Genomic DNA, 21,317 nt, shown 5'->3' with positions numbered 1-21,317 from the left:
TTCGGAGAGCCCCGGTGAAGGGGGATGGAGAGAGCGAGGCATCGCTGACGGGACACGCTGTCGATCTTACCCCCACCGAACTCTCTTCGGAGACACTCAAAAACGCGATACGGGGGACCGTGGACCGTCACATCTCAGTCGCGTGCCCCAGCCCGTCGCGCTGGTGGGAGTCACTCGCCCATCCGACTGACGACACCGCGCCGCTCGACAGACTCGTGGCCGCATCGCGCAGTCGCGGCGTCCGGGTGCCTGAAGAGCGAGCGCTGGCCGCTGCCGAGCGGGAGCTTGCGGCGCTCTCGACTGAGCGCGTCGACCCCGCGGAGACGCGCCGACAGCTCGCAGCGGCCGGCAAGAACGTGGCGGAACTGCGCGAGGAGGTCGCGACCGCGCGCGGACGGCTCCAAGCCCGGCGGCGAACCGATACAGACACCGAGGCCGCCCAAGCAGCGCTCGCGGACGCCGCCGAGCGGCTCTCGGAGGCCGAGACGGAGCGGCTGGCTGCCGAGCAGGCACAGGAGGCCGCCGAACGCCAGGCACGGCGCGCTCGGTCGGTTCGTGAACGGCGCCTTCGCCTCCAGGACCGTGTCGCCAATCGCCGTCGTGATGCCCGTCGCGCGTTGATAACCGAACTCGCTGACGCGTTCGACGCCGCGGTGTCCGCGGTACCTGGAGCGGGGGCCCTCTCAACTGACCCCCTCGGAGTCGAGGGCGACGCCGTCACCGTAGCCCTGGCCGCGGCTCGGCTTGCCGACCTCCGAGCACCCGTGATCGACGACACCGGTCGGTTCGACTCTGCTGGGGCTGCCGCCGAAACGGTCGGCGCACCAGTCATCCGCTGCTGAGGGCCCTCCGAGCTTTTCCCGGAGAGCGCAGCAGTCCCGCCGATGGAGCTCGATTGGGAAACCGAGAGCGTTGGCGGCATCACGCTCGTCAGCGTGCGCCTGACGAACGAACGAGCAGTGGACAGACGCGTGCGACTCAGGAACCGGCTCGACGGCCCAGTTCTCCCGCCGCGACGGCAGCGCGAGCCGGAGGCTGGCTGGGATCGCGACGGCCTCACCGCGGTCGTTCCGTCCGAGCGAACAGTTGCTCGCGGCTACGCCTGTCCTGCGCCGAACAGGGAGCCGCCAGTGGAGATCGCTGCGGTTAGCGCGCCCGCGGAGATGACAGGAGCTGGGGAAGCCGTAAAAGACGTGATACGTGACCTCGGCGACGCGCGCCCCCCGCGGGCGGTGCTTGGTGAGGACCCCGTATTCGGCGGACGTGAACCACGAGAGCGCGACCAGTCTCGGCAGAACAGCGGCCAGCCCGGGAACGCCAAAGACCGCGGTTCGGGTCCTATCGAGGGGACCGACCAAGCCGAGTCCGCCCCGAAAGCTGACCTCCCGCCTGATTTCGAGGACGGACTTGCCCCGTATCGGAGGCGCATCGAGACCGTCGAGGCGCTGGGGCTCGCGTCAGTGTCGGAGGCGACCACACTCCTCGACACCAACGGCGGTGTTGTCGGCGTCGAACGACTGGGGAAGCAACTGGACGACGACGCCGCAGCCCTTCGAACACTCGCCATCGAGGCGACCGCACTCGCAGTACGAGCCCGGACAGCGACCCCGCCGGTCGACGCGCTCCGGAGGCTCGTGTGATTCTGGCAGTCGCAGGCGGGAAAGGCGGCGTTGGGAAAACCACTGTCGCGTACAACATCGCCGCAGCGCTCTCCGCAGTGGTCGTCGACGGCGACCTCGGGATGGCGAACCTCCCGACAGGTCGCGGGCCGACGCTCCACGACGTGTTGGCCGGCCGGGCCGACCCCTGGGAGGCGGTACGGGCCGGCCCCGTGGACGTCCTCCCCTGTGGCCGCTCACTGGCTGGCGCCCGCGCCGCGGAGCTCGGCCGGCTTCGGGAGGCGCTCACCTCGATCGAGCCCGAGCGCGGGTCCATCGTCGTCGACTGTCCCGCGGGGATGCGCGCCGATGCCGGAGTGCCGCTTGCAGTTGCTGACGCCACGGTACTCGTCGCCGCACCCGAGCCGTTCGCACTGGCGGATACGCTCAGGACGCGCGAACTCGCCCGCGAACTCGACGCAGGCGTGGCCGGTGTCGTGCTCAACCGGGTTATCGGGGAGATGCCAACGGCGACGGTCCGGAGCGCGCTGGGGGCGCCGGTCGAGACCGTGCCAGCCGATCCGCGCGTTGGCTACTCCGTCTGTGCGGAACAGCCAGTCATCGACGCCGCGCCCGACAGCGAGGCTGGAACGGCGTTCGAACGGATGGCCGACCGCGTCGCGCGCTGTTCGGAGAACCAGTAAGAAGCGCTAATCGATTCGTCGGTTCTGAAGCGTCTGATACGTCGTTCTGACGGTGACTGCCGTCACGCTAGCGACCTCCGCTGCCTCCGTCTGCGTGAGCGCTTCGCCCTCGTACTGGGCAGCCAGATAGAGCGCACCCGCGGCGACGCCGGATGGGTTCCGCCCGTTCGCGTGACCCATCTCGACCGCCTCCGTCGCGAGGTCACGGGCACGGCGCCGGGTCGCCTGTCCCAGGTCGAGTTCGCTGGCGAAGCGAGCGAGGAACTCGGTCGGGTCGGCCGCCGACACCGGGAGCCCGAGTTCGCGATTCAGCGCGTCGTAGGCCGCGCGGTGTTCCCCAGCTGTGGCCTTCGAGACGTCGAGTATCTCGCTCGTGGTGCGGGAGACGCCCGCGGCCCGACAGGCCGCGTACACCGCCGCGCTCGCGAACCCCTCGATGGAGCGCCCGCGGAGCAGGTCCGCCTCCTGGGCCGACTTGAACAGCGAACAGGACTGGTCGCGGATGCGGTCCGGCAGCGAGAGCGCACCCATCAGTCGTCGGATCTCGGTGAACCCGTACACCTGGTTGCGCTCGCGTTTGGATCGGATCTGGGTCCGGCGGTGCTGGCGGCGCAGCCGGGCCCACTTCCGGCCCTTCCCGCGCCCGTCGCGCCCGATTTCCGTCGAGAGCCCGCGATCGTGACGTGACCGGGTCAGTGGCGCCCCACAGCGCGCTGGGTCAGTGTCGTCGTCCGCAAACGAGCGCCACTCCGGCCCGCGGTCGAGCCGATCTGTCGAGACCACCAGTCCGCACCCGTCACAGACGGTCTCGTCGCCCTCGGTACTCAGTCGCCCGTCACACTCCGGACAGCCTCGTGAGCGTGCCTTGCTCATACTCGGAACTCCGTCCCGATTCCATACATAAACCAAGGTGGTTCACCCCCTCTCCGTCTTGCTTTCGTCCGGCGAAGGTACCGGTTACCGGTAGGCTCTACGTTCAGGAGCCGGTTCGATAGTTCAATCGTCGAATAACCTAAATAAGTGGGGGGAGCAACCTGAGTCATGACGCTCTCGGAGATCGCCGCCGGCATCGAGGTGACAGCCGAGCAGGAGCGCCGCGGCGTCGCCACCGTCGACGAGACGGGGAAGGAGCTGCTCGACCGCCTCCGGCCGCACACCGAGCAGCTTCCGTGCACGTCGGAGGCTGCAGCGACTGTCGTCGAAACGCACGTCGGGGGCACGAGCATCGCCGAGTCCGCACGAGAGGCGGGAATCGCCCCGGTAACCGCCGCGAAGGCGCTTCACCGCTGCGGCGTCTCGGGCGTGACGCCGCTCTCGCCCATGGCGCGCCGCATCGTCCGGGACTGGCTCGATGGGCAGCTTCCCCGCTCGGAGGCCGTCGAACTCACCGGCGCGACCGAGGCGGAGTTCGCGCTCGGGACGTATATCGAGACACACGAGCCCGCACCAGAACTCGTAACCGCGGTCGCCGACCTCGGGAACGGGACTGGCACAGAAGCGCCGCTCGCGGATGCGGTGGGAAGCGTCGACGAGTTCTTGTAACGAGGGTCGACGCCTGCGCGCGCCTCGCAAGCCCGAGTCAGTTCGTCCGGATCGAGGAGAGCTTGTCGGCCAGTCCCTCGTCGGCGACCGCAAAGTCGATCGCGTCGTCGACGACTGCGCCAGCAAGCCGCTCCATCGCGTCCAGCCCGCGCTCCGTGGTGAGTGCGGTCGGCGCGTCTCCGGGCAGCGAGGGGACCACGACGGTAGCGTCGTCCTGCGGGACGACTTCGCTGCCTGCCCTGTCGACGGCGACGACTGCGTCGGCGGCCGTTCTCACGTCCTTGAGCCGACCGCGGGTGACCTGTGCCGCGTCGAGGCCGTGACTCGTCGCGGGTGCGACGACACTGATTCGGTCGGCAGCCGTAACAGCCGCGACGGCGGGGTTCGAGCCCAGCGGCGGCGTGTCGACGAGTACGTAGTCGAACGTGGCAGCGGCCTCCTCGATGCGGTACTCGAGCGCCTGCGCTGCGTCAGGCGTTTTCGCGCGTGCGAGCCGCTCGAACGGTGCGTGTGCCGGGCAGCACGCGATTCGACCCGGTTCGGGGTCGCCGTCGACGGCGGCGAACGCATCGGCGCGCTCGGCGGGGTCGAACGCCACGAGCCCCGCAGCCAGCGTGCTCTCCGTCTCGTCGGTGACGAGCGCGGTCATGTCCGGGTCGAGCCGGCCCGGGAGATGACGCGCCAGCCCCTGGGTATCGTAGGCGGCGTCCAACACGGCCACGTCGGCGCCATCGGCGGCCAGTGCAGTCGCGAGTTCGAGGCAGCAGCGGGTGGTCCCGGCGCCACCGGTCGCGCCGACGAGCGCGGCAGTCGTGGGAGACATACGGTTGTTTTCACCCGTCACTTCGTAAAAACGCTGTGGCCCCGGCGGTGTTCGGACGGCGGCTCAGTCGCCGCGGATGGTCGCGGCGATCTCGTCGAGTTCCTCGTCGGCGGGCTCCTCGCTGGCCGGCGCGATAGCGTGGAACGGGCCGCCGCCGTCGCCCTCGAACCGCGGGACGAGATGAACGTGGCTGTGGGGCACTTCCTGGCCGGCGGCCTCGCCGTCGTTGATCCCGACCGAGACGGCGTCGGCGTCGACAGCCGCCTCGATCTGCGGGACGAGGTCGTGGACCGCGCCGAACAGTTCGGCGGCCTCTTCGCCGGGGATATCCTCGAGTCGGGCGTAATGCTGCTTGGGGATGACGAGCGTGTGGCCCGGCGCAAGCGGGTTTGCGTCGAGGAAAGCGATAGCGTGGTCAGTCTCGTGGACGATGCGTCCGGGGATGTCGCCGGTGACGATGCGACAGAAGATGCAGTCCTCGGGCATGCTGGACTCGTTAGATTCGGCAGGCTAAGAAGGTGCGGGCTACGGCGAGTCGACACTCAGAGGCGCTCTGCCAACAGCGGCGCGACTGAGGTGTCCGACACGTCGCGTTCGAGCGTGTCAGTTCCCCAGATGCCGGCGAGGCCGGCGGCTTCGAGTTTCGTCCGGGCGTTGCCGACCAGCAGCGGGTGGACGCAGACGACGTACGCCCGGTTCACTTCTCGGTTGTGGAGCGCCGAAATCGCCTCGCTCATCGTCGACCCGGTGGCGACGATATCGTCGACGAGCACTACGTCACGGTCAGCCACCTCGGCGCTGCCGGGGTTCACCGTCACCTCGCCGGTGTCGTAATCGCGCTCCTTCTCGAAGTAGTCCGCACCGCCGCGGCCGTAGGCGTCGCGGGCTCGCTCGGCGATATCGACCGCCCCCTCGTCCGGCGCGACGAACACCGGATCGTTCAGCCCCTCGGGAAGCGGCTCGGCGAGCCGAGAGGCCGCGCTAACGGTGTCACAGGGCACGTCGAAGAAATCCGCGAGCGCCGGTTCGTGCGGCGAGACGAGGATCACTCGGTCCGTCCCGGTCGAAATCGCTCGTGCCAGGGCCCGGGCAGAGACCGGCTGGCCGGGTTTGAACGCCTCGTCCTGGCGGGCGTAGCCCATATACGGGATGACCGTTGTCACCCGGTCGGCAGCGGCTTCGCGGGCGGCGTCCTGCAGTTGAAGCAGTTCGAGATTGGCATCGCTCGAGACCGTCGAGGCGACGACGACGGCTTCCTCGCCAGCGAGCGCTCCCGTCTCGCCGTCCTCCAGCGAGTCGATGGCGGTACAGAGCTCGCCGTCTGGGAACTCGTGGTAGCGCACGCGGCCCAGCCGGTGGTCGGTCGCCGCTGCCAGACGGGCCGAGAGCGACTGGGAGTGCGAGCCCGGAAGTATCATGCCGGAGGGTCGCGTCGCCGCCGGTAAACACGTTTCCGTTGCCGCCAGCGTTGCGGGCCCACACCGTGGGAGCGGCTCACTCTATTCGCGGCGCTGCAACCGCCTGGACGCCCGTCACACCGAGCGCGCGTGAGCGCCAGCCGTCGCCGGCGTCGACAAGCAGCGACCCCGATTCGGTAGCGACAACGACGCCATCCGGGGTGTACGCCACGTCTGCTGGCCTGCTCTCGATTGGGAATGCCGTCCCCACCCACTCCCGACCTTCGCGAGCGAACAGTGCTCCATCGGTGTCGACCGCGTGGGCACGCTCACCGTCCGTCGCGATGATGTCGTGTGCAGTATCCCGGGCGACCATCCAGCCATTGCCAAGTTCGTAGAGCCCCTCACCCGTCGCAGCGAGAGGGGCGCCACGGGCCGCCACGTCCCGGACATCGGAGAGCCCTGCGTGCTCGAGAGTATCGTCCACCATGCGGGAGACCCCGCTCTCGGCGGCGATGAGCGAGCCGTCGATCGCTCGCACCCCCTCGATCGGTCCGAGATCAGTCCAGTCATCGGAAGTCGGCCTCGCCGTTTCGGATGTGTCGAGCGGGAGCCGGGCGACTCGGCCAGCCCCGGTCGCAGCAATGAGGGCGCCGGAAGCCGCTGTCGGGATTCGGCCGGCGCCGGTATCGGCGACGAACGAGACAGCCACGGCGGAGCCGAACCCTGTCTGCTGAAGCAGCTCGGCGTCGCCACCGACCAGTGTCTCCTCCGTCGTCGCAAGCGCGAGCAGCCCGTCGTCGCCGAGCGCCACGTCGCGAGCGGTACAGCTCCTGGCGAGTGAGAACTCTCCGACGGCGTCGCCGGAAAGCTTCGCACGTACCAGCCCCTGCTCGGCGGCGACGTAGACCGGTGTCGGCTCGCCCTGCTCGGCGTAGACGCGTTTCTCCGAGAGCGTGGACATACGGGTCGCTCGGGACGGGGGGCGCAAAAATCGCACTGCTACGGTCCGCCGAGTTCGACCACCAGGTCGGCCAGCGTCTCCAGATCGTACTGGCCTGGCGCCGTCGCGTCCTCGGCCCGAACCGGTGCGTAGCCGATTCGGGAGCCGTACATCGGTGCGACCGCGCGGGTGTGACGCCCGGGCTCACCCATCGCCATCGTCGCCACCCGCTCGCCGATCGCAGCGGTTGCGTGAGTCGCCGACAGGAGTGCCAGCGCGTCGCTCCTGCTCACCGCGGTCACCGCGAGTTTTCCGACATCGCCGGCATCGGCCGCCGCGGTGAGCAGAGAGGCCATCGCCCGCTCGGACGGCGTGCCGACAAAATCGTGGACCGAGACGACCACGTCGACGCCCAGCGCCTCGGCCTCCGCGGCGACCGCATTCGCCGCGTCGCCGATCTCCCCGCCACGCCGGAGCGCTGCCAGTTCGATGTCGACTGCGGCGACCGCTTCGTTGCCGACCGCCGCCTCGAGCGCTTCCAGCCGCGCCTCGCCGCCGGGAATCTCGCCACCCTCCCACGACGGGCGGTTGGTGACCAACAGGGGAAGCTCGCCGTCGTAGCTCGCGAGCTGCGCGAGCGGGTCGCTCGCCAGATCCATCCGGAACTCCACGAGATCAGCGACGCCGCGGGCCGCCGGCTCGTCGGCGAGATCGGCCGTCGCGGCGACGAGGGTGAACGAGTCGAACATAGGGAGAGATGGTGCGCGGGGGTGAAACCGGTTCTGGACGGTGATCACGGACCGCCTCCAGGGGATATTTCCCCGCCCGGTCCGCTCTGTCGGGTAATGCGACTCGTCTCACTGGCCCCGAGCGCGACGGCGACGCTGGCTGCGATGGACGCCGGCGCGGCGCTCCTCGGCGCGACGGTTCACTGTGACCTCGACGCTGTCGACACGACGGAAGAGCCCGAGCGCGTCGGTGGGTGGCTCAATCCGGATTACGACCGGGTGGCCGCGCTCGACCCCGACCTCGTGCTGACGAGCGACGCGCTCCAGCGCGAGCACCGCGACGAACTCCGATCCCGCGGACTGTCAGGTTTCCACCGGGAGCCCGGGACGCTCGAGGAAGTGATCGAGGGGTTCGCCACCCTCGGTGAAGCGGTCGGCGCGCCCGATGCCGGCGAAGCGCTCGCGGCAGACGCGCGGGAGCGGCTGGAACAGGTTGAAGCGGCGGTCGCTGACGAACCTGTCCCGACGGTCTACTGCGAGGAGTGGTCCGACCCGCCGATGGTCGCTGGCAACTGGGTACCCGAGGCCGTCGGGGCTGCTGGTGGCGCCTACCCGTTCTGTGAGCCCGGCCAGCGCTCCCGTGAGGTGAGCGCCGAGGAGGTCGACGCGGCCGACCCTGACCACGTCGTGCTCCATCTCTGTGGCCACGGCGAGACGGTGGACCCGAACGCGTTCCGTGCGCGGGGCTGGGCGCCCGCGGCCGCGGTACACGTCGTCGACGATGCGACGCTGAACCAGCCGAGCCCCCGCTTGCTCGATGGGATCGAGCGGCTGGCAACACTGTTTCATGGGGCCGACCTGGCGCCATAGCGGTCGACGGCGCCGCCATCGCAAGCCCCACGTACCCCTGTAGCCAATCGCGGCCAATGCGAATCGCCGTCGGCAGCGGAAACCCGGTCAAGCGTCGCGCGGTCGAAGCGGCCGTCCAGTCAACGCTCGAGAGCCCGAGAGTCGAGGTTGTCTCGGTCGACTCCGGCGTCTCCGAGCAGCCACAGGGCCACGCCGAGACGATCACCGGCGCGGGCAACCGCGCGGCGAACGCGCTCGCGGCCGGCGAGTACGACCTCGGCGTCGGCCTGGAGGGCGGCGTCGCCGAGTTCTCCGGCTCGGCGGGACTGTTCCTCATCATGTGGGCGGCAGCGACTGACGGCGAGCGCACCGGCCGCGGCGCGGGGCCGTCGTTCCGGCTGCCCGGTCCCATCGCCGAGCGCGTCGACGCCGGCGAGGAGTTGGGGTCGGTGATGGACGACGTGCTCGGCGAGAACGATGTGGCGAAGCGCCAGGGTGCCGCCGGTGCGCTCTCAGCGGGCGTGGTCGACCGGGACGACGCGCTCGCAGCGGGGGTAGCGGCGGCGATGGGGCCGTTCGTGACCGAGCACTACTGAGCAGTAGCCCTCGGAGAATCCGTCATGGGGTCTCGAAATTGACTCGGCGCCGTCGGAGATGATTCGTCACCGGGGGAGATAGCTATTTGACTCCTCGAGAGTTCGGTTCGATGAGTACCCACCCGATTTGCCACTGGTGACGGGCCAACCGAACCGTAGACAGGTTTCGGCTTGAACGACAGTCGCCACACGCACGACCAATGTCCGCAAACAAGCACACGTACGGGGAACGACTCTGGGTAGAGATCGCGGCCGACCGAGTTGCCACGCTTAGCGAGCGGATCGCACGTCGGCTAGGACTGACACTGCCGTCCGACGAGTGGTCATCACCTGTCCCGGATCCGTATCTGCTGGTTGGTGGGGTCGTTCTGTTCGATATCTTCGTCCTCCACACGGTCCAGCAACTGACGGTCGGACGGAACACGGTTCTGGATAATCCGTCCTGGCTGGCCCTCCCAGCGACGGTTCTTCTGGCGGTGGTTACCAACAGGTACGCCCGAGACCGCTATGGGAGCGTCTTGGAGGAGATCAGAATCGAGACACGGACAGCGACCGGGTCAACAGCGTTCCGACGGCTGGTTCCGGTTCGCTTCAAGCGAGCGTTCTTTCTGATAGCTGTCGGGGGGTACTACAGCTATCTGGTGCTGAGCGGGCGGATTCTACCGATTCTCGAATACGAAGGCGTCGCGGGACTGTTCGGGTGGGTCGTCATCATTCCGTTCGTCTACGCTCCGATCCTCGTCGAGACAGCGGCGATATATCTCAGTCTGCACGTTTCGTTGCCACGGCGGTTCGACCGAGAGGACGTCAAGATCTACTACTTCGACCCACACAACCTCGGCGGGCTCCGGCCAGTCGGGACCGTGTTGAAACAGTCGTACTATCTGTTCACCCTCAGCGTCGTGCTCATCACCGTGTTGCTGTACGCCCCGTTCCTGTTTCCCGAGATGTTGTACACGCCCTACCAGCCGCCGGAACAGCTCGTCTCGGTCATCGTCGGGGGGCTCTGGGCCGTCGGTGTCCTGTCGATCGCCTTCTCGCTGGGCAGCTTACACCGATACATGCGCAAGCGGCGTCGGGAGGAACTGAAGATGCTCGAGTCCCGATTCTACGACCTGATCAGTGAGCCGTACGACGTCCGACAGACGCTGAAGGATAGCGAGGAGCTCCGGCAGTGGGAGCGGGAGAAACACCGAATCGAACAGGTTCGCGATACGCGGGAGTTTCCAGCGACAATCAGAATGTGGTCACAGATCCTCTTCAGCGTGGTGCTTCCGTTGGGCGTCCAGTGGGCGATCCAGTGGTTCATCGGCCTGGTTTGATAGTGATTACTGCGAGTCTGTCCCGCCGTGACCATCCGTGTCGGTGATTGGAGCCACTGAACCGGCGGCGTTCGACACCGTCGATGCAACTATTCGCAGTAATCACTCTGAGGGGTTAGGATACTTCGACGCCTTCCTCTTCTACCTCCTCGGTCTCCTCGACCGCCGTCGTCAGCGAGACGTTGAGCGCGAGCATCGAGACGACGCCGCCGACGACGGTGACGGCGTTTTTCACCGCGTGGTCGACGATGGCGGCGCCCAGTGCGACCGAGGAGGAGAGCGGCGTCAGTCCGACGACGAGCAGGGTGAACGCCGCCTCGTAGAGGCCGACGCCGCCGGGGGTGAGCGGGAGCACCTTCGCGAGGTTCCCCACCGAGACGGCGAAGAAACAGACCGAGACGAGCGTCGCGGGCGCGAGCCCCGGGGAGAACGCCGCGAGCACGAGCGCCGCCGTCGCCACGTCGAGCGTCCAGATGAACAGACTGGTCGCGCCGACGCGGCTGAACGCCGTGGGGTCGCCGCCGACCTTCTGGACGTCCCCGACGAACCGCTCCAGCACACCCGCGACGAAGTCGGCGTAGGAGTCCGAGGAGAAGCGGGTGACCAGTCCCCGGACGCGATTGCGCTCCGACCGGGCCGAGAGCACGATGCCCGCGACGGCGGCGATGGCGACGGCGCCGACGAACATGGCGACGAACACCGCGATGCGACCGCTCTCCGGCGCGCCCGTGACTGATTCGACCACCTGGGCCAACTGACCTGTGGCGGTGTAGCCCAGCAGGACCACGCCCGCGAGCGTCGTGATCGTGAGCAGGTCGAACACGCGTTCGGCCGCCAGCGAGGCAAAGCCCGAGGGGTAGGGGATGCCGCGTCTGGCTTTCACGACGTACGCGCGGACGGCGTCACCGGCCCGTGCGGGGAAGACGAGGTTCCCCGTCTGGGAGATGAAGACGGCCCCGGTGAGAAAGCCGAGGCGTTCGGTGAACCCCAGTTCCGCGAGAATGTCCCGATAGCGCAGCCCCCGAATCGGCCAGGAAAGCACGTAGACCAGTGTGGCAGCGCCGATGAGCAGCGGGTCGGCGGCGCCGATGTTCGTGATGACCGCCGAGAAATCGAGATACTGTGTCGAGAGCACCAGCGCCAGCGAAACCAGCAGGACGCTGGCGACCAGTGACGTTCTGCGGGTGATGCGGGGCTGCACCGAGAGCTGCCACCACGTGCGGATGATCTGGCTTCCCATCCCGAACACGTCACGTACCAGATCGACCTTCGAGTCGCCTCTGGGCTGCCAGTCGACCGGGAACTCCCTTACGCGGAACCCTTCGCGCTGAGCGCGCACCAGCAGTTCCGTGTCCCAGAACCAGTGGCGGTCCTCCACGTCGTCGTGGACGGCCTCGAACGCCTCACGCGAGACGGCTTTGAAGCCACACTGGTGGTCGCGGAGCCCGGTTCGGAGGAACAGCCGGACAGCGCCGTTGTACCCCTTCGACGGAATGCCTCGTTTTGCGGGGCGGTCGGCGACGTTACCGGGCATCCAGCGAGAGCCGGTCGCCACGTCGGCATCGCCCGAGCGAACGGTGGTCACCAGCTCTTCCAGATGCTTCATATCCGTCGCGAGGTCGGTGTCGAAGTAGACCAGCGTCTCGCCGTGGGCGGCGGCGAACGCCTGCTCGAGCGCGCCACCGCGACCCAGCCGCTCGTCGCTATGGTAATGTCTGACCGGGGGGAGCTCACGGGCCAGTCGGTCGGCGATTTCGGGCGTGCGGTCCGCACAGCCGTCCTCGGCGACGATGACTTCGAAGCTCCCGGGCTTCAGGAACGAGGCGAGCACCGAGAGGGTCGTCCGCACCGTCTCCTCGATGCTCTCCTCCTCGTTGTACGCCGGGAGGACGACGCTGACCTCGACCGACTTCGGGGTTGAGCCACCGGCAGGGCCCGTCACCTCGGCGTCCGACTCCGCTACCCCCGCCGCCATGTCGGCGGTCTCACTCCCATCGGCGGGGCCACTCATTGTAGGACGCTGAGCCGCGGCGGCCGTAAGTAGCTTCTGAACGGTGGCGAGCCTGACCGGAGCGGCCACGACCGGACGGAGGCGCGAGGGTACTTCCGGAGGTCGACCGACCGTTAGCCGACCGTACCCCACGTCGGGGGTAGCTCGGTCGTTTACCAGCAGCTATGGGCAAGAAATCGCATGACTGCACCGTGTTTAACCCGCCGTACCAAACTCCTCAAGGGGGAACACGCCGTTGTGAGAGCCATGAGCACGGACGGCGCCACGGCAAGTGCAGCGACACCGACCGACCTCTCGGAGAAACAGCGCCGTATCCTCGCGTATCTGCGTGAGGCCGCCGGCGCGAAGACGTATTTCAAATCCCGGCTGGTCGCCGAGGAGCTCGACATGACCGCAAAGGAGGTCGGCGCGAACATGCGGGCATTGCTCAGCGCCGACCACGGGTTGACGATCGAGAAGTGGGGCTACTCCTCCGGAACGACGTGGAAGGTAACCCACGCGGAGTAGCGAGTCAGAGCCGGGCCATACAGTTCCCACAGAACTGATAGCCGGCCTCGTTCTCGGCGCCGCAGTGTCGACACTGGTTCGCCGACGACGGCGGACCGGCCGCCTGCTCCCAGTCCTCGTACGCGGTCTCACCCCAGACATCACCCGGCGCGCGCTGGGGCTCCTCCTCGATCTCGATATGGCGCATCAGCAACAGCAGCAGCGGGATCTGGGCGATGATGGGGACCAGCACCAGCAGCCAGAGCACGGGGCTGCCCAACATAGCCGAACATGGGGGCGTGAGAACTTAGCAGTTCGGACCCCTCACGGATCGTACTGGAGCAGGTCGTCGGCCTCGGCGGCGAAGGCGGCGGTCTCGGCGTCGAAGGAGTCGGCGTAGCGGACGACAAGCGTGATGAGCGTCTCCGGGCGGTTCAGGCTGTAGCCGTCCTCGCGGGAGAGCAGGCCGGCGGACTCCAGTTCGCCGGCGTGGTTGCTCACCGTCGCTTGCGAGACCGAGAGGCTCTCGGCCAGCGCCGCACCGGTCGCCGCGGGCTCCCGGAGCAGTTCGAGCATCATTCCGCGTGGGGTCGTTCGACGGAGATAGCCGAGCGCAACCTGTTCGAACGGCGAGAACCGGTCAGCGGGGTAGAATCGGCGGTAGTCGCCGTCGCGTCGGGAGACGACGACGCGGTCGGAGACCAGTCGCTCGACGTGGTGCTGTGTTTCGCCGGTCCCCAGGCTCAGGTCGTCCCGGAGCTTCGAGAAGTGGGCCCCTGGCATGCTGGCGAGATAGCCGACGATGGCGTCGCGGGCGTCCGAGCGGCCGGCGTCCTCCTCGCGGCCGCCGAGGCGAGCGAACGGCGTCGCTGCACCCGCCGCAGCGAACCGCTTCAGTGTGGCCCGCTTGCTCTCGTCGACGTTACCAGAACTCTTCGAGTTCCGGTTGGCAGACGAGCGCCGCTGGCTCTCGTCGGCGCCGTCAGTCATACCGTACCGTCGACTCTTGGCGAACAAAGAGGTTTCGGCGACAGCGACCACCCACCCAAACGGCTTTCCGCGCCCATCCGCGATGTTCAGACGGATGAGCGACAGCGCGACCGACGGCGACGAAGAGAGTGAGTGGCAGTTCAATCTCGACGAGGTCACCGAGGGTGGGCAGCAGCAGCCAACACCCCCACCCATCGAACGGGGCGACCCGTCGCTCGAAGGGGCGTTTTTCGTCCTGCTGGGCATCGCCCTCACGCTGATCGTCCTCTTCGGCGTTTAGACGCTCTGCCGCGGTGGCCAACGTTGATAGGTAGGCGGCTATACCTTCTAGGTGATGCTGCTCCAGTTCGACCTGCTCGGCCCTCAAGCACTCCCACTCCTGCTCGTCGTCGCCGGCTTAGGGCTCTCTATCGCCGAGGCGCTGGCACCGGGCGCCCACTTCATCGTCATCGGCGTCGCGTTACTCGCGGCCGGGCTCGTCGGGCTCCTGTTCGGCCCGTTGGCCTCGCCGTTCGTGCTCTCGGTGCTCGTGCTGGTGTTCGGGGGGCTCGCACTCTATGGCTACCGGGAGTTCGACCTCTACGGTGGGAAAGGCCAAGCCCAGACGAGAGATTCGGACGACCTGAAGGGGAAAACCGCCCGCGTTACCGAACGCGTCACCACCGGCCGGGGGCAGGTGAAGGTCGACGGCGGCGGCTTCAACCCCCACTACACGGCCCGGACGATGGACGGCGAAATCGCCGAGGGCGAGGAGGTGCTGGTGGTCGACCCCGGCGGCGGCAACGTCGTCACCGTCGAGTCGCTCAGCAACGTCGAGAGCGAACTGGACCGGGAACTCGAACGCGCTCGCACCGAGAACGAACGACGAGCCGGCGAGGAGACAGCGGCCGAGGAGGAAGCCCACCCCGAAGACGAATCCAACGAGCGAGAGACCGAAGAGAACTGACGGCCGAAACCGTCGCCCTGGCCTTCCAGGGAGAACGAAACTAACAACCCAACACACTGTTTTAGCGAGACGGCGTTGCGGTTCGTCGGGCAACTATTAAGACGCCGACACCCAAACTATTCACCATGGTTATTGAACCGCTCCAGCTCGGCCCCGTTGGGGGCGTCGTCGGGCTTCTGTTCCTGCTCGTCGTCGTCGTCGCCGTCTGGCAGGCCGTCGAGATCGTCGACGCCACCGAAAAGAAGGCACTCACCGTCTTCGGCGAGTACCGCCAACTGCTCGAACCGGGGATCAACTTCATCCCCCCGTTCGTCTCACAGACCCACGCGTTCGACATGCGGACACAGACCCTCGACGTGCCGCGCCAGGAGGCAATTACCCGCGACAACTCACCCGTCACGGCCGACGCGGTGGTGTACATCAAGGTGATGGACGCCCGGAAGGCGTATCTGGAGGTCGAGGACTACAAGACCGCCGTCTCCAACCTCGCCCAGACCACACTGCGGGCGGTGCTCGGCGACATGGAACTGGACGACACGCTGAACAAGCGCCAGGAGATCAACGCCCGCATCCGCAAGGAACTGGACGAACCCACCGACGAGTGGGGGATTCGTGTCGAGTCCGTGGAGGTCCGAGAGGTCAACCCCTCGAAGGACGTCCAGCAGGCGATGGAGCAGCAGACCTCCGCCGAGCGCCGCCGCCGTGCCATGATTCTCGAGGCACAGGGGGAGCGCCGCTCCGCCGTCGAGGAGGCCGAAGGGGAGAAGCAGTCCAACATCATCCGCGCACAGGGGGAGAAGCAGTCCCAGATCCTCGAAGCGCAGGGTGACGCCATCTCGACGGTGCTCCGGGCGAAATCCGCCCAGTCGATGGGCGAGCGCGCAATCATCGAAAGGGGGATGGAGACCCTGGAGAACATCGGCCAGGGCGACTCCTCGACGTTCATCATGCCCCAGGAGCTCACCTCGCTCGTCGGTCGCTACGGCCAGCATCTGACCGGCAGCGACAGCAAGACCAAGGATAGCCTCGGCTCGCTGGACTTCGACGAGGAAACCCGGGAGATGCTGGGTCTCGACGACATCGAAGACATCCTCGGCCAGATCGACGAGGCCGCCGAACTCGACACCGAGGCGATGGAGCAGGAGGCAGAGAAAGTCATGTCCGGTGGCTCCGAGCCCGACATCAAACCCGCTGAGGAGGTGGTCTCGGAGCCGGATGAGGAGGACCTCGACGTGGAGACGGAGACCGAAACCGAGGAGTGACCCCTAAGTAGCTCCTCGCGCAACCGGTTCTCGTGTTACGGAGTAAGACGGCGGAGGCGCTTGTACTCCCAGCCACCGCCGTCGCCGCCGTCTCGGTGCTCGGGCTGATGTTCTTCTACCCGGTCGCGACCGTTCTTGTCGAGGCAACCCGTACGGGAGTCGCCCCGTTTTTCGAGGTGGTCGCCGACCCGTTCTACTTCGGCGTGTTTGCCCACGCAGTTTCTGACCCATCGGTACTGTGGACCGCCGTCGAGCCCCACACGCTGGAGCTCCCGGTCGGCAACGCCGTCATCGTCTATCCCTTCCCAAACTACCAGCTGGGACTGTTCGGCTTCACCGCGTACCAGGCGGTGCTCTCGACGCTCGCGAGCATCGTGCTCGGGCTTCCAGGCGCCTATCTGCTCGCACGCTTCGAGTTCCCCGGTCGGCCGACGGTGCGTTCGCTGACCGCGCTCCCGTTCGTCATGCCCTCGATCATGGTCGCCACGGGGTTCATCGCCACGTTCGGTCGGAACGGGACGGTCAACCGCGTGCTGACAGGCAGCGGGCTCCCGCCCGTGGAACTACTGTTCACGCTCGAGATCATCGTCCTCGCACACGCGTTCTACAACGCGCCGCTGATCGCCCGCATCGTCGCGGCAGCGTGGGAGAGCGTCGACGGCAGTATCACCGAAACCGCCCGCACCCTCGGCGCCTCGCCCCGCCGCGCGTTCCGGGACGTGGTGGTGCCCCAGTTGCTGCCGGCGCTGCTGACCGGCGCCCTGCTCACGTTCATCTTCACGTTCATGTCGTTCGCCATCGTCCTCGCACTCGGCGGGCTCCAGCTCGCAACCGTGGAGGTCTGGGTGTACAACGCCGTCAGCAGCGCCGACTACGCCACCGCCGCACGGCTCGCGCTGCTGGAGACGGTGTTCTCGCTCACACTCACCTATGCGTACCTGCGCTACGAGGCCCGCCAGCGCGCCGCGAGCGCCTCCCGGCCGCCAGCCCGGAAACAGCTCTTCGGTCCCGTTACCGCGGACAGAGTGGCCGTCTGGGGCTACATCGCCGTTGCCCTGCTGGTGTTCGTCGGCCCCATCGCGAGCATGCTACTCGCGAGCGTCACCGGGCCTGACGGGGGACTCACCCTGGCGCACTACCAGTTTCTCGTCGACCGGCAGGCCACGGCGGCGACGTTCCAGGTGAAGCCGTTGACCGCGGTGCTGAACTCCCTGCTCTACGGCGTCGCCAGCCTCGCCGTCTCGGTACCGATGGGGCTGCTGTTCGCGGTGCTCTCGACCCGGGAGTTCGCCGGGCGAAAACTGGTCGATACAGTGGGGATGGCCCCCTTCGCCGTGTCGGGCGTCGTCGTCGGGCTCGGGCTGCTCCGCGGCCTGGTGTTCGGCGTCCCCATCCTCGGGCACCGAGTTGTCGTCGCCGGGAGCCTCGCCGTCGTCGCCGCCCACGCGGTCGGTGCCTACCCCTTCGTCACCCGGAGCGTTGCGCCGTTGCTCGCGACAATCGACCGCTCGGTGCTGGATTCGGCCCGCACGCTCGGCGCCTCCCGGCTCCGGGTGCTCCTGGACATCGAACTCCCACAGGTCTGGCCGGGGGTGCTCGCCGGCACCGCCTTCGCGTTCGCCATCAGCATGGGTGAGTTCGATTCGACGGTGATTTTGGCCACCGGGGGGTCGGGGTACACGATGCCGGTCGCCATCGAACGGTTCATCGGCCGCCGGCTCGGCCCGGCGACGGCGATGGGCTGTGTCCTGCTGTTCGTCACCGGTGCCAGCTTCGCCGTCATCGACCGTCTCGGCGGCGACGGGGGTGGGTTCGGTGGCTGACCTCGCACTCGCGGCCGTCCGCAAGGAGTACGGCGATGCTGTCGCGCTCGAAGAACTCACGCTCTCGGTTCGGGACGGCGAGTTCTTCACGCTCGTCGGCCCCTCGGGCTGCGGGAAGACGACGACGCTGCGGCTCGTCGCCGGCCTCGAGGAGCCCACCGATGGTGTCGTCCGCCTCGGCGGCGAGGACGCTGCGGGCGTCCCCCCGGAGGACCGCGACGTGGGCGTCGTGTTCCAGAGCTACGCGCTCTTTCCCCATATGACCGTCCGGGAGAACATCCGCTACGGCCTCACGTTCAGCGACCCGCCGGGTGGCGTGACCCCGGACGAGCGCGTCGACGAACTGCTGGACCTCGTGAACCTGCCGGGGATGGGCGACCGCGAGCCCGACGAGCTCTCCGGCGGCCAGCAGCAACGCATCGCACTCGCCCGGGCACTCGCCCCCGCCCCGGGCGTGCTCCTGCTCGACGAGCCCATGAGCGCGCTGGATGCCCGCCTGCGCGAACAGCTTCGCCGACAGGTCAAGCAGATCCAGGACGAACTCGGCGTCACCACGCTCTATGTCACCCACGACCAGGAGGAGGCGCTCGCGGTCTCCGACCGGCTGGCGGTGATGCACAACGGCCGCGCCGAGCAGGTCGGCACGCCCCAGGCGATCTACGAGTCGCCCGAAACTCCGTTCGTCGCCGGCTTCGTCGGCGAGAACAACCTCTTCGCTGGCGTGGTGGAAACCCGCCAGAACGGTCGCCTCGTCGTCGCCGTCGACGGTGCGCCCGCCGGCGAGGAGCGCGTCGAACTCGAGGCGGCGGAAGGCTACACCCCTGGCGATCGCATCCAGTTCTGTGTCCGGCCCGATGCGCTCTCGACCGACGCAGCACTCAACCGGTTCACCGTCGACATCGAGAGCGCGGAGTATCTCGGCGGCACGGCCCGGCTCTACGGCGAGTGGGCGGACGAGGACGTCGTGCTCCGGCTCCCGGAACCGGAGGTTGAGCCGGTGACTGTCGGGTTCGTGCCGGGTGACGCCACGTTGCTGTAAGAGCTGCTGAAACTCCGAGTTCGGGAGAGAGTCCGTGGCTGCGAACTCACTGGCGGCTTGCGCAGTCGGGACTGGTCTGCAGCAGCGCCAGGCTGCAGTCTGGACGTTCTGTTCAACCCGAGCCACGGAGCCACTCCAGTGCAGCCGCCACCTGTTCGGCCTCGGCCGGCCCCGGTTCGAGAACGATCGCCACCTCGTGTTCCCGACAGAACTCGACCACGGCCCGCATGCCATCGGGAACGCCGTTCTGCACATTGGGCGTCCCGTCGTCCACAGGATCGTTCAGATGCACGGCCTGCACCCGCTCGCCACCCACGAGGTGAAGTGCAGTGCGTACCGGCCGCCATGGGTCCCCCGGATCGAGTTCGACTGTTGGGCCGGCTTCGTGGTCCTGCAGGACCCTGCGGAACGGGCCCTCGACACGATTCCGGAGGTCAGCGTCCATCCGGTGTGTTCTCCAGGGCAATTGGGTGCTCGGTGAGGTTCGTGATCGTCCCGACGTTGTCAGACGCCGCCGCCATCCCGTACCGATCTGTCGTCCCTGGTGGCAGATGGACACTGCTGACAGCGTCCGGAGCGAGCCCGTGCTCGCGGCAGACGTCCGCCAGCGTTTCAGGTTCCCGAGCTCAGCTGCATCCTCCCAGTCGAGCTTCACCTCCACAGGGGCCGATACCCGTGCCGCGGAAGCGAGGGAGGCAGGACGAGCGGAGACGAGCGTCGGGACCAGATGAAACACAGAAGACGGCCTTGAAGCCATTTCTCCCCTGCGAGCACTTAGCTTCTTGTTAACTATTCGTTTGGGTCAGTCTCGACACTGCTCGGTAGCCGCCGGGTCCGTCGACCAGCAGGTTCGTCTGGTAGCCGACGGGTGTGATAAAGGACGTACTCGCCGCGAAGGCCTCTACGAGGAGAACGCTCCAGCGGCAGGGAGCCGGCCACGGGCTTTTCTACCGTCCGATCGCTACAGTCGGCCATGATCACGCTCGCCTCGGATTTCGGCACCCCCTACCCCGCCGCGATGAAGGGCGTCATCCTCCAGCGCTCGGACGCCCGACTCGTCGATATCGCCCACGACTTCCCCCGGCAGGACGTGCGGGCGGCGGCGTTCTGGCTCCGTGAGACGCTCCCGGAGTTCCCACCGGCGACACATCTCGTCGTCGTCGACCCCGGCGTCGGCACCGAACGCGCTGCACTCGCCATCGAGGCCGGGGACCACCACCTCATCGCGCCGGATAACGGCGTCGCAGTTCCCGCTGCCCGGGCGCTCACTGATGCCGGAACGGAGCTCGCGGTCTACGACCTCGCCTGCGACGAGGATGCGGTGAGCAACACGTTCCACGGACGGGACGTGTTCGCCCCCGCAGCAGCGGAGATTCACGAGGCCGGGAGCGTCGCCGATGTCGCGCGGGCCACTCCGACGGCCGAGTGGGTGGACCTGACGTTCCCCGAACCGAATCTGGGGAGCGACGGCGCAACGGGCGAGGTACTGGTCGTCGACGACTTCGGGAACACGGTAAGCAACATCCCCGGGCGTCTCGTCTCGGACCGTGACTCCGTGATCGTAAACGGCCTGCAGGCGCCCGTCAGGCGCTCCTACGCCGCCGTCGGCGATGGGGAGCGGCTCGTCACCGTCGGGAGCCACGACTACGTCGAGTTCGCGGTCAACCGTGGCCGTGGTGACGAGGCGTTCGACCTCGCGGCCGGAGACACGGTGGAGCTACGCTAGTAGTGGCTCGGAGCAGCGAACCCCACAGGACTCTCCGATATCGAGTTGTTTTCCCGCCTCGGCCGACCGATTGTTCACGTGACAGACGACGAGTTCGAGGAGCTTCGCGCCGAGGAGGGCAACGCCATCCTCCGGCTGTTTCTCGAGTACGGCCGCGAGCGCCTGCCAACGTTCATCGGCGGCGGGTTAGGGGCGGTGCTTCAGATGTCGATGGCGCTGGTGCCATCGTTCGTCCTCGCCATCGCCATCGACGCGCTGTTTTTCGACACACGGCCGTTCACGCTGCCGTTCATGCCGAGCGCATGGCTCCCGACGGAACAGGGGCCGCAGTTCCTCCTCGCGGTTGGGTTGGTCGCCGCCTCCTACGCGCTGAGTTCACTGTTCAGCTGGGCGAACAACTACCTCTGGAACCGCTTCTCCCAGTATTTCCAGCACTCCGTCCGGGTCGACAGCTACGACGCGCTTCAGCGCCAGGGCGTCGAGTTCTTCGATAATCGCCAGACTGGCGAGGTGATGAGCATCCTGAACAACG

At 67.6% G+C, this 21,317-nt stretch carries 25 protein-coding genes; 15 read left to right on the top strand and 10 right to left on the bottom strand.

From position 1 onward, the window contains the following. The first annotated feature begins 14 nt into the window (after positions 1–14). The 3 genes from V5A38_RS03295 to V5A38_RS03285 are packed head-to-tail and all read left to right on the top strand — an operon-like array spanning position 15 to position 2,302. Positions 15–842, top strand: a complete 828-nt coding sequence (locus tag V5A38_RS03295) for a hypothetical protein (RefSeq protein ID WP_332324323.1) — start codon at positions 15–17, stop codon at positions 840–842. A 42-nt stretch (positions 843–884) separates the two neighbouring features. Continuing rightward, positions 885–1,640: a hypothetical protein gene (locus V5A38_RS03290; protein WP_332324322.1), complete on the top strand. Its 756-nt coding sequence runs from the start codon at positions 885–887 to the stop codon at positions 1,638–1,640. Next, positions 1,637–2,302, top strand: coding sequence for an AAA family ATPase (locus V5A38_RS03285; protein ID WP_332324321.1), 666 nt, complete (start codon positions 1,637–1,639; stop codon positions 2,300–2,302). Before V5A38_RS03290 ends, V5A38_RS03285 begins: the two co-directional genes overlap by 4 nt. A 6-nt stretch (positions 2,303–2,308) precedes the next feature. On the opposite strand, the gene V5A38_RS03280 is transcribed toward V5A38_RS03285, so the two are convergent. Beyond that, positions 2,309–3,175, bottom strand: a complete 867-nt coding sequence (locus V5A38_RS03280; RefSeq protein ID WP_332324320.1) for a transcription initiation factor IIB family protein — start codon at positions 3,173–3,175, stop codon at positions 2,309–2,311. A 168-nt stretch (positions 3,176–3,343) separates the two neighbouring features. Here V5A38_RS03280 and V5A38_RS03275 point away from each other — a divergent pair, with 168 nt between their 5' ends. Then, positions 3,344–3,844 carry a hypothetical protein gene (locus V5A38_RS03275; RefSeq protein WP_332324319.1) on the top strand — a complete coding sequence of 167 codons (501 nt, stop codon included), beginning with the start codon at positions 3,344–3,346 and terminating at the stop codon, positions 3,842–3,844. 37 nt (positions 3,845–3,881) lie between these two features. Here the strand turns inward: V5A38_RS03275 and V5A38_RS03270 are convergent, their stop codons facing one another. From V5A38_RS03270 to V5A38_RS03250, 5 genes are all read right to left on the bottom strand, one after another. After that, positions 3,882–4,667 (bottom strand): AAA family ATPase, encoded by a 786-nt coding sequence (locus V5A38_RS03270; protein ID WP_332324318.1) that lies wholly within the window; start codon positions 4,665–4,667, stop codon positions 3,882–3,884. Between the two features lie 63 nt (positions 4,668–4,730). Further along, positions 4,731–5,153: an HIT family protein gene (locus V5A38_RS03265; RefSeq protein ID WP_332324317.1), complete on the bottom strand. Its 423-nt coding sequence runs from the start codon at positions 5,151–5,153 to the stop codon at positions 4,731–4,733. A 56-nt stretch (positions 5,154–5,209) separates the two neighbouring features. Then, the gene (prs, locus tag V5A38_RS03260; protein WP_332324316.1) at positions 5,210–6,085 is read right to left on the bottom strand and encodes a ribose-phosphate diphosphokinase; all 876 of its coding nucleotides are present in this window, start codon (positions 6,083–6,085) and stop codon (positions 5,210–5,212) included. A 76-nt stretch (positions 6,086–6,161) separates the two neighbouring features. Next, positions 6,162–7,028 carry a hypothetical protein gene (locus tag V5A38_RS03255; RefSeq protein WP_332324315.1) on the bottom strand — a complete coding sequence of 289 codons (867 nt, stop codon included), beginning with the start codon at positions 7,026–7,028 and terminating at the stop codon, positions 6,162–6,164. A gap of 38 nt (positions 7,029–7,066) precedes the next feature. Further along, positions 7,067–7,756 (bottom strand): type I 3-dehydroquinate dehydratase, encoded by a 690-nt coding sequence (locus tag V5A38_RS03250; RefSeq protein ID WP_332324314.1) that lies wholly within the window; start codon positions 7,754–7,756, stop codon positions 7,067–7,069. Positions 7,757–7,852: 96 nt separating this feature from the next. Between V5A38_RS03250 and V5A38_RS03245 the strand changes: the two genes are divergently transcribed. The 3 genes from V5A38_RS03245 to V5A38_RS03235 all read left to right on the top strand — a co-directional run bounded on the left by V5A38_RS03245 (position 7,853) and on the right by V5A38_RS03235 (position 10,502). Continuing rightward, the gene (locus V5A38_RS03245; protein WP_332324313.1) at positions 7,853–8,605 is read left to right on the top strand and encodes a cobalamin-binding protein; all 753 of its coding nucleotides are present in this window, start codon (positions 7,853–7,855) and stop codon (positions 8,603–8,605) included. A gap of 56 nt (positions 8,606–8,661) precedes the next feature. Continuing rightward, positions 8,662–9,180 carry an inosine/xanthosine triphosphatase gene (gene yjjX / locus V5A38_RS03240; protein WP_332324312.1) on the top strand — a complete coding sequence of 173 codons (519 nt, stop codon included), beginning with the start codon at positions 8,662–8,664 and terminating at the stop codon, positions 9,178–9,180. Between the two features lie 200 nt (positions 9,181–9,380). Beyond that, entirely contained in the window at positions 9,381–10,502 is a 1,122-nt protein-coding gene (locus tag V5A38_RS03235) for a hypothetical protein (RefSeq protein ID WP_332324311.1), read from the top strand. Positions 10,503–10,617: 115 nt separating this feature from the next. On the opposite strand, the gene V5A38_RS03230 is transcribed toward V5A38_RS03235, so the two are convergent. After that, positions 10,618–12,513, bottom strand: a complete 1,896-nt coding sequence (locus V5A38_RS03230; RefSeq protein ID WP_332324310.1) for a flippase-like domain-containing protein — start codon at positions 12,511–12,513, stop codon at positions 10,618–10,620. Positions 12,514–12,759: 246 nt separating this feature from the next. On the opposite strand from V5A38_RS03230, the gene V5A38_RS03225 reads away from it, so the two are divergent. After that, positions 12,760–13,020 carry a hypothetical protein gene (locus V5A38_RS03225; RefSeq protein WP_332324309.1) on the top strand — a complete coding sequence of 87 codons (261 nt, stop codon included), beginning with the start codon at positions 12,760–12,762 and terminating at the stop codon, positions 13,018–13,020. Positions 13,021–13,024: 4 nt separating this feature from the next. Here the strand turns inward: V5A38_RS03225 and V5A38_RS03220 are convergent, their stop codons facing one another. Together V5A38_RS03220 and V5A38_RS03215 are read right to left on the bottom strand one after the other, a co-directional pair. Beyond that, positions 13,025–13,282, bottom strand: a complete 258-nt coding sequence (locus V5A38_RS03220) for a zinc ribbon domain-containing protein (protein WP_332324308.1) — start codon at positions 13,280–13,282, stop codon at positions 13,025–13,027. Between the two features lie 41 nt (positions 13,283–13,323). Continuing rightward, the gene (locus V5A38_RS03215) at positions 13,324–13,989 is read right to left on the bottom strand and encodes an HTH domain-containing protein (RefSeq protein WP_332324307.1); all 666 of its coding nucleotides are present in this window, start codon (positions 13,987–13,989) and stop codon (positions 13,324–13,326) included. 94 nt (positions 13,990–14,083) lie between these two features. Here V5A38_RS03215 and V5A38_RS03210 point away from each other — a divergent pair, with 94 nt between their 5' ends. The 5 genes from V5A38_RS03210 (at position 14,084) to V5A38_RS03190 (ending at position 19,059) form a co-directional block, all read left to right on the top strand. Then, positions 14,084–14,269: a hypothetical protein gene (locus tag V5A38_RS03210; RefSeq protein WP_332324306.1), complete on the top strand. Its 186-nt coding sequence runs from the start codon at positions 14,084–14,086 to the stop codon at positions 14,267–14,269. 54 nt (positions 14,270–14,323) lie between these two features. Beyond that, the gene (locus V5A38_RS03205) at positions 14,324–14,935 is read left to right on the top strand and encodes an NfeD family protein (protein WP_332324305.1); all 612 of its coding nucleotides are present in this window, start codon (positions 14,324–14,326) and stop codon (positions 14,933–14,935) included. Positions 14,936–15,060: 125 nt separating this feature from the next. Further along, positions 15,061–16,197, top strand: a complete 1,137-nt coding sequence (locus V5A38_RS03200) for an SPFH domain-containing protein (protein ID WP_332324304.1) — start codon at positions 15,061–15,063, stop codon at positions 16,195–16,197. A gap of 107 nt (positions 16,198–16,304) precedes the next feature. Beyond that, on the top strand, positions 16,305–18,020 hold the full coding sequence (locus V5A38_RS03195) for an iron ABC transporter permease (protein ID WP_332324347.1): 1,716 nt from the start codon (positions 16,305–16,307) through the stop codon (positions 18,018–18,020). After that, positions 18,013–19,059 (top strand): ABC transporter ATP-binding protein, encoded by a 1,047-nt coding sequence (locus tag V5A38_RS03190; RefSeq protein WP_332324303.1) that lies wholly within the window; start codon positions 18,013–18,015, stop codon positions 19,057–19,059. The genes V5A38_RS03195 and V5A38_RS03190 overlap by 8 nt, the downstream gene beginning before the upstream one ends. 112 nt (positions 19,060–19,171) lie before the next feature. Here V5A38_RS03190 and V5A38_RS03185 read toward each other — a convergent pair whose 3' ends face one another. After that, positions 19,172–19,504, bottom strand: coding sequence for a hypothetical protein (locus V5A38_RS03185; protein ID WP_332324302.1), 333 nt, complete (start codon positions 19,502–19,504; stop codon positions 19,172–19,174). Between the two features lie 528 nt (positions 19,505–20,032). Between V5A38_RS03185 and V5A38_RS03180 the strand changes: the two genes are divergently transcribed. Next, positions 20,033–20,785: an SAM-dependent chlorinase/fluorinase gene (locus tag V5A38_RS03180; protein ID WP_332324301.1), complete on the top strand. Its 753-nt coding sequence runs from the start codon at positions 20,033–20,035 to the stop codon at positions 20,783–20,785. 78 nt (positions 20,786–20,863) lie between these two features. Continuing rightward, positions 20,864–21,317 (top strand): ABC transporter transmembrane domain-containing protein (locus V5A38_RS03175; protein WP_332324300.1); only part of this gene is annotated, 454 nt, incomplete at its 3' end.

The organism is Halolamina sp. (genome assembly GCF_036626355.1).
GTDB lineage: Archaea > Halobacteriota > Halobacteria > Halobacteriales > Haloferacaceae > Halolamina.
Note: the sequence above shows the minus strand (reverse complement) of the source record. Positions and strands in the feature narration are given on the sequence as shown.

Bases quoted from the DNA above. Each gene is read 5' to 3' on its own strand.
- V5A38_RS03270 (WP_332324318.1), bottom strand. From the start codon at position 4,667: ATGTCTCCCACGACTGCCGCGCTCGTCGGCGCGACCGGTGGCGCCGGG.
- V5A38_RS03195 (WP_332324347.1), top strand. From the start codon at position 16,305: ATGTTCTTCTACCCGGTCGCGACCGTTCTTGTCGAGGCAACCCGTACG.
- V5A38_RS03250 (WP_332324314.1), bottom strand. From the start codon at position 7,756: ATGTTCGACTCGTTCACCCTCGTCGCCGCGACGGCCGATCTCGCCGAC.
- V5A38_RS03180 (WP_332324301.1), top strand. From the start codon at position 20,033: ATGATCACGCTCGCCTCGGATTTCGGCACCCCCTACCCCGCCGCGATG.
- V5A38_RS03210 (WP_332324306.1), top strand. From the start codon at position 14,084: ATGAGCGACAGCGCGACCGACGGCGACGAAGAGAGTGAGTGGCAGTTC.
- V5A38_RS03200 (WP_332324304.1), top strand. From the start codon at position 15,061: ATGGTTATTGAACCGCTCCAGCTCGGCCCCGTTGGGGGCGTCGTCGGG.
- V5A38_RS03220 (WP_332324308.1), bottom strand. From the start codon at position 13,282: ATGTTGGGCAGCCCCGTGCTCTGGCTGCTGGTGCTGGTCCCCATCATC.
- V5A38_RS03245 (WP_332324313.1), top strand. From the start codon at position 7,853: ATGCGACTCGTCTCACTGGCCCCGAGCGCGACGGCGACGCTGGCTGCG.
- V5A38_RS03185 (WP_332324302.1), bottom strand. From the start codon at position 19,504: ATGGACGCTGACCTCCGGAATCGTGTCGAGGGCCCGTTCCGCAGGGTC.
- V5A38_RS03235 (WP_332324311.1), top strand. From the start codon at position 9,381: ATGTCCGCAAACAAGCACACGTACGGGGAACGACTCTGGGTAGAGATC.
- V5A38_RS03230 (WP_332324310.1), bottom strand. From the start codon at position 12,513: ATGAGTGGCCCCGCCGATGGGAGTGAGACCGCCGACATGGCGGCGGGG.
- V5A38_RS03275 (WP_332324319.1), top strand. From the start codon at position 3,344: ATGACGCTCTCGGAGATCGCCGCCGGCATCGAGGTGACAGCCGAGCAG.
- V5A38_RS03265 (WP_332324317.1), bottom strand. From the start codon at position 5,153: ATGCCCGAGGACTGCATCTTCTGTCGCATCGTCACCGGCGACATCCCC.
- yjjX (WP_332324312.1), top strand. From the start codon at position 8,662: ATGCGAATCGCCGTCGGCAGCGGAAACCCGGTCAAGCGTCGCGCGGTC.
- V5A38_RS03290 (WP_332324322.1), top strand. From the start codon at position 885: ATGGAGCTCGATTGGGAAACCGAGAGCGTTGGCGGCATCACGCTCGTC.
- V5A38_RS03225 (WP_332324309.1), top strand. From the start codon at position 12,760: ATGAGCACGGACGGCGCCACGGCAAGTGCAGCGACACCGACCGACCTC.
- V5A38_RS03255 (WP_332324315.1), bottom strand. From the start codon at position 7,028: ATGTCCACGCTCTCGGAGAAACGCGTCTACGCCGAGCAGGGCGAGCCG.
- V5A38_RS03205 (WP_332324305.1), top strand. From the start codon at position 14,324: ATGCTGCTCCAGTTCGACCTGCTCGGCCCTCAAGCACTCCCACTCCTG.
- prs (WP_332324316.1), bottom strand. From the start codon at position 6,085: ATGATACTTCCGGGCTCGCACTCCCAGTCGCTCTCGGCCCGTCTGGCA.
- V5A38_RS03215 (WP_332324307.1), bottom strand. From the start codon at position 13,989: ATGACTGACGGCGCCGACGAGAGCCAGCGGCGCTCGTCTGCCAACCGG.
- V5A38_RS03280 (WP_332324320.1), bottom strand. From the start codon at position 3,175: ATGAGCAAGGCACGCTCACGAGGCTGTCCGGAGTGTGACGGGCGACTG.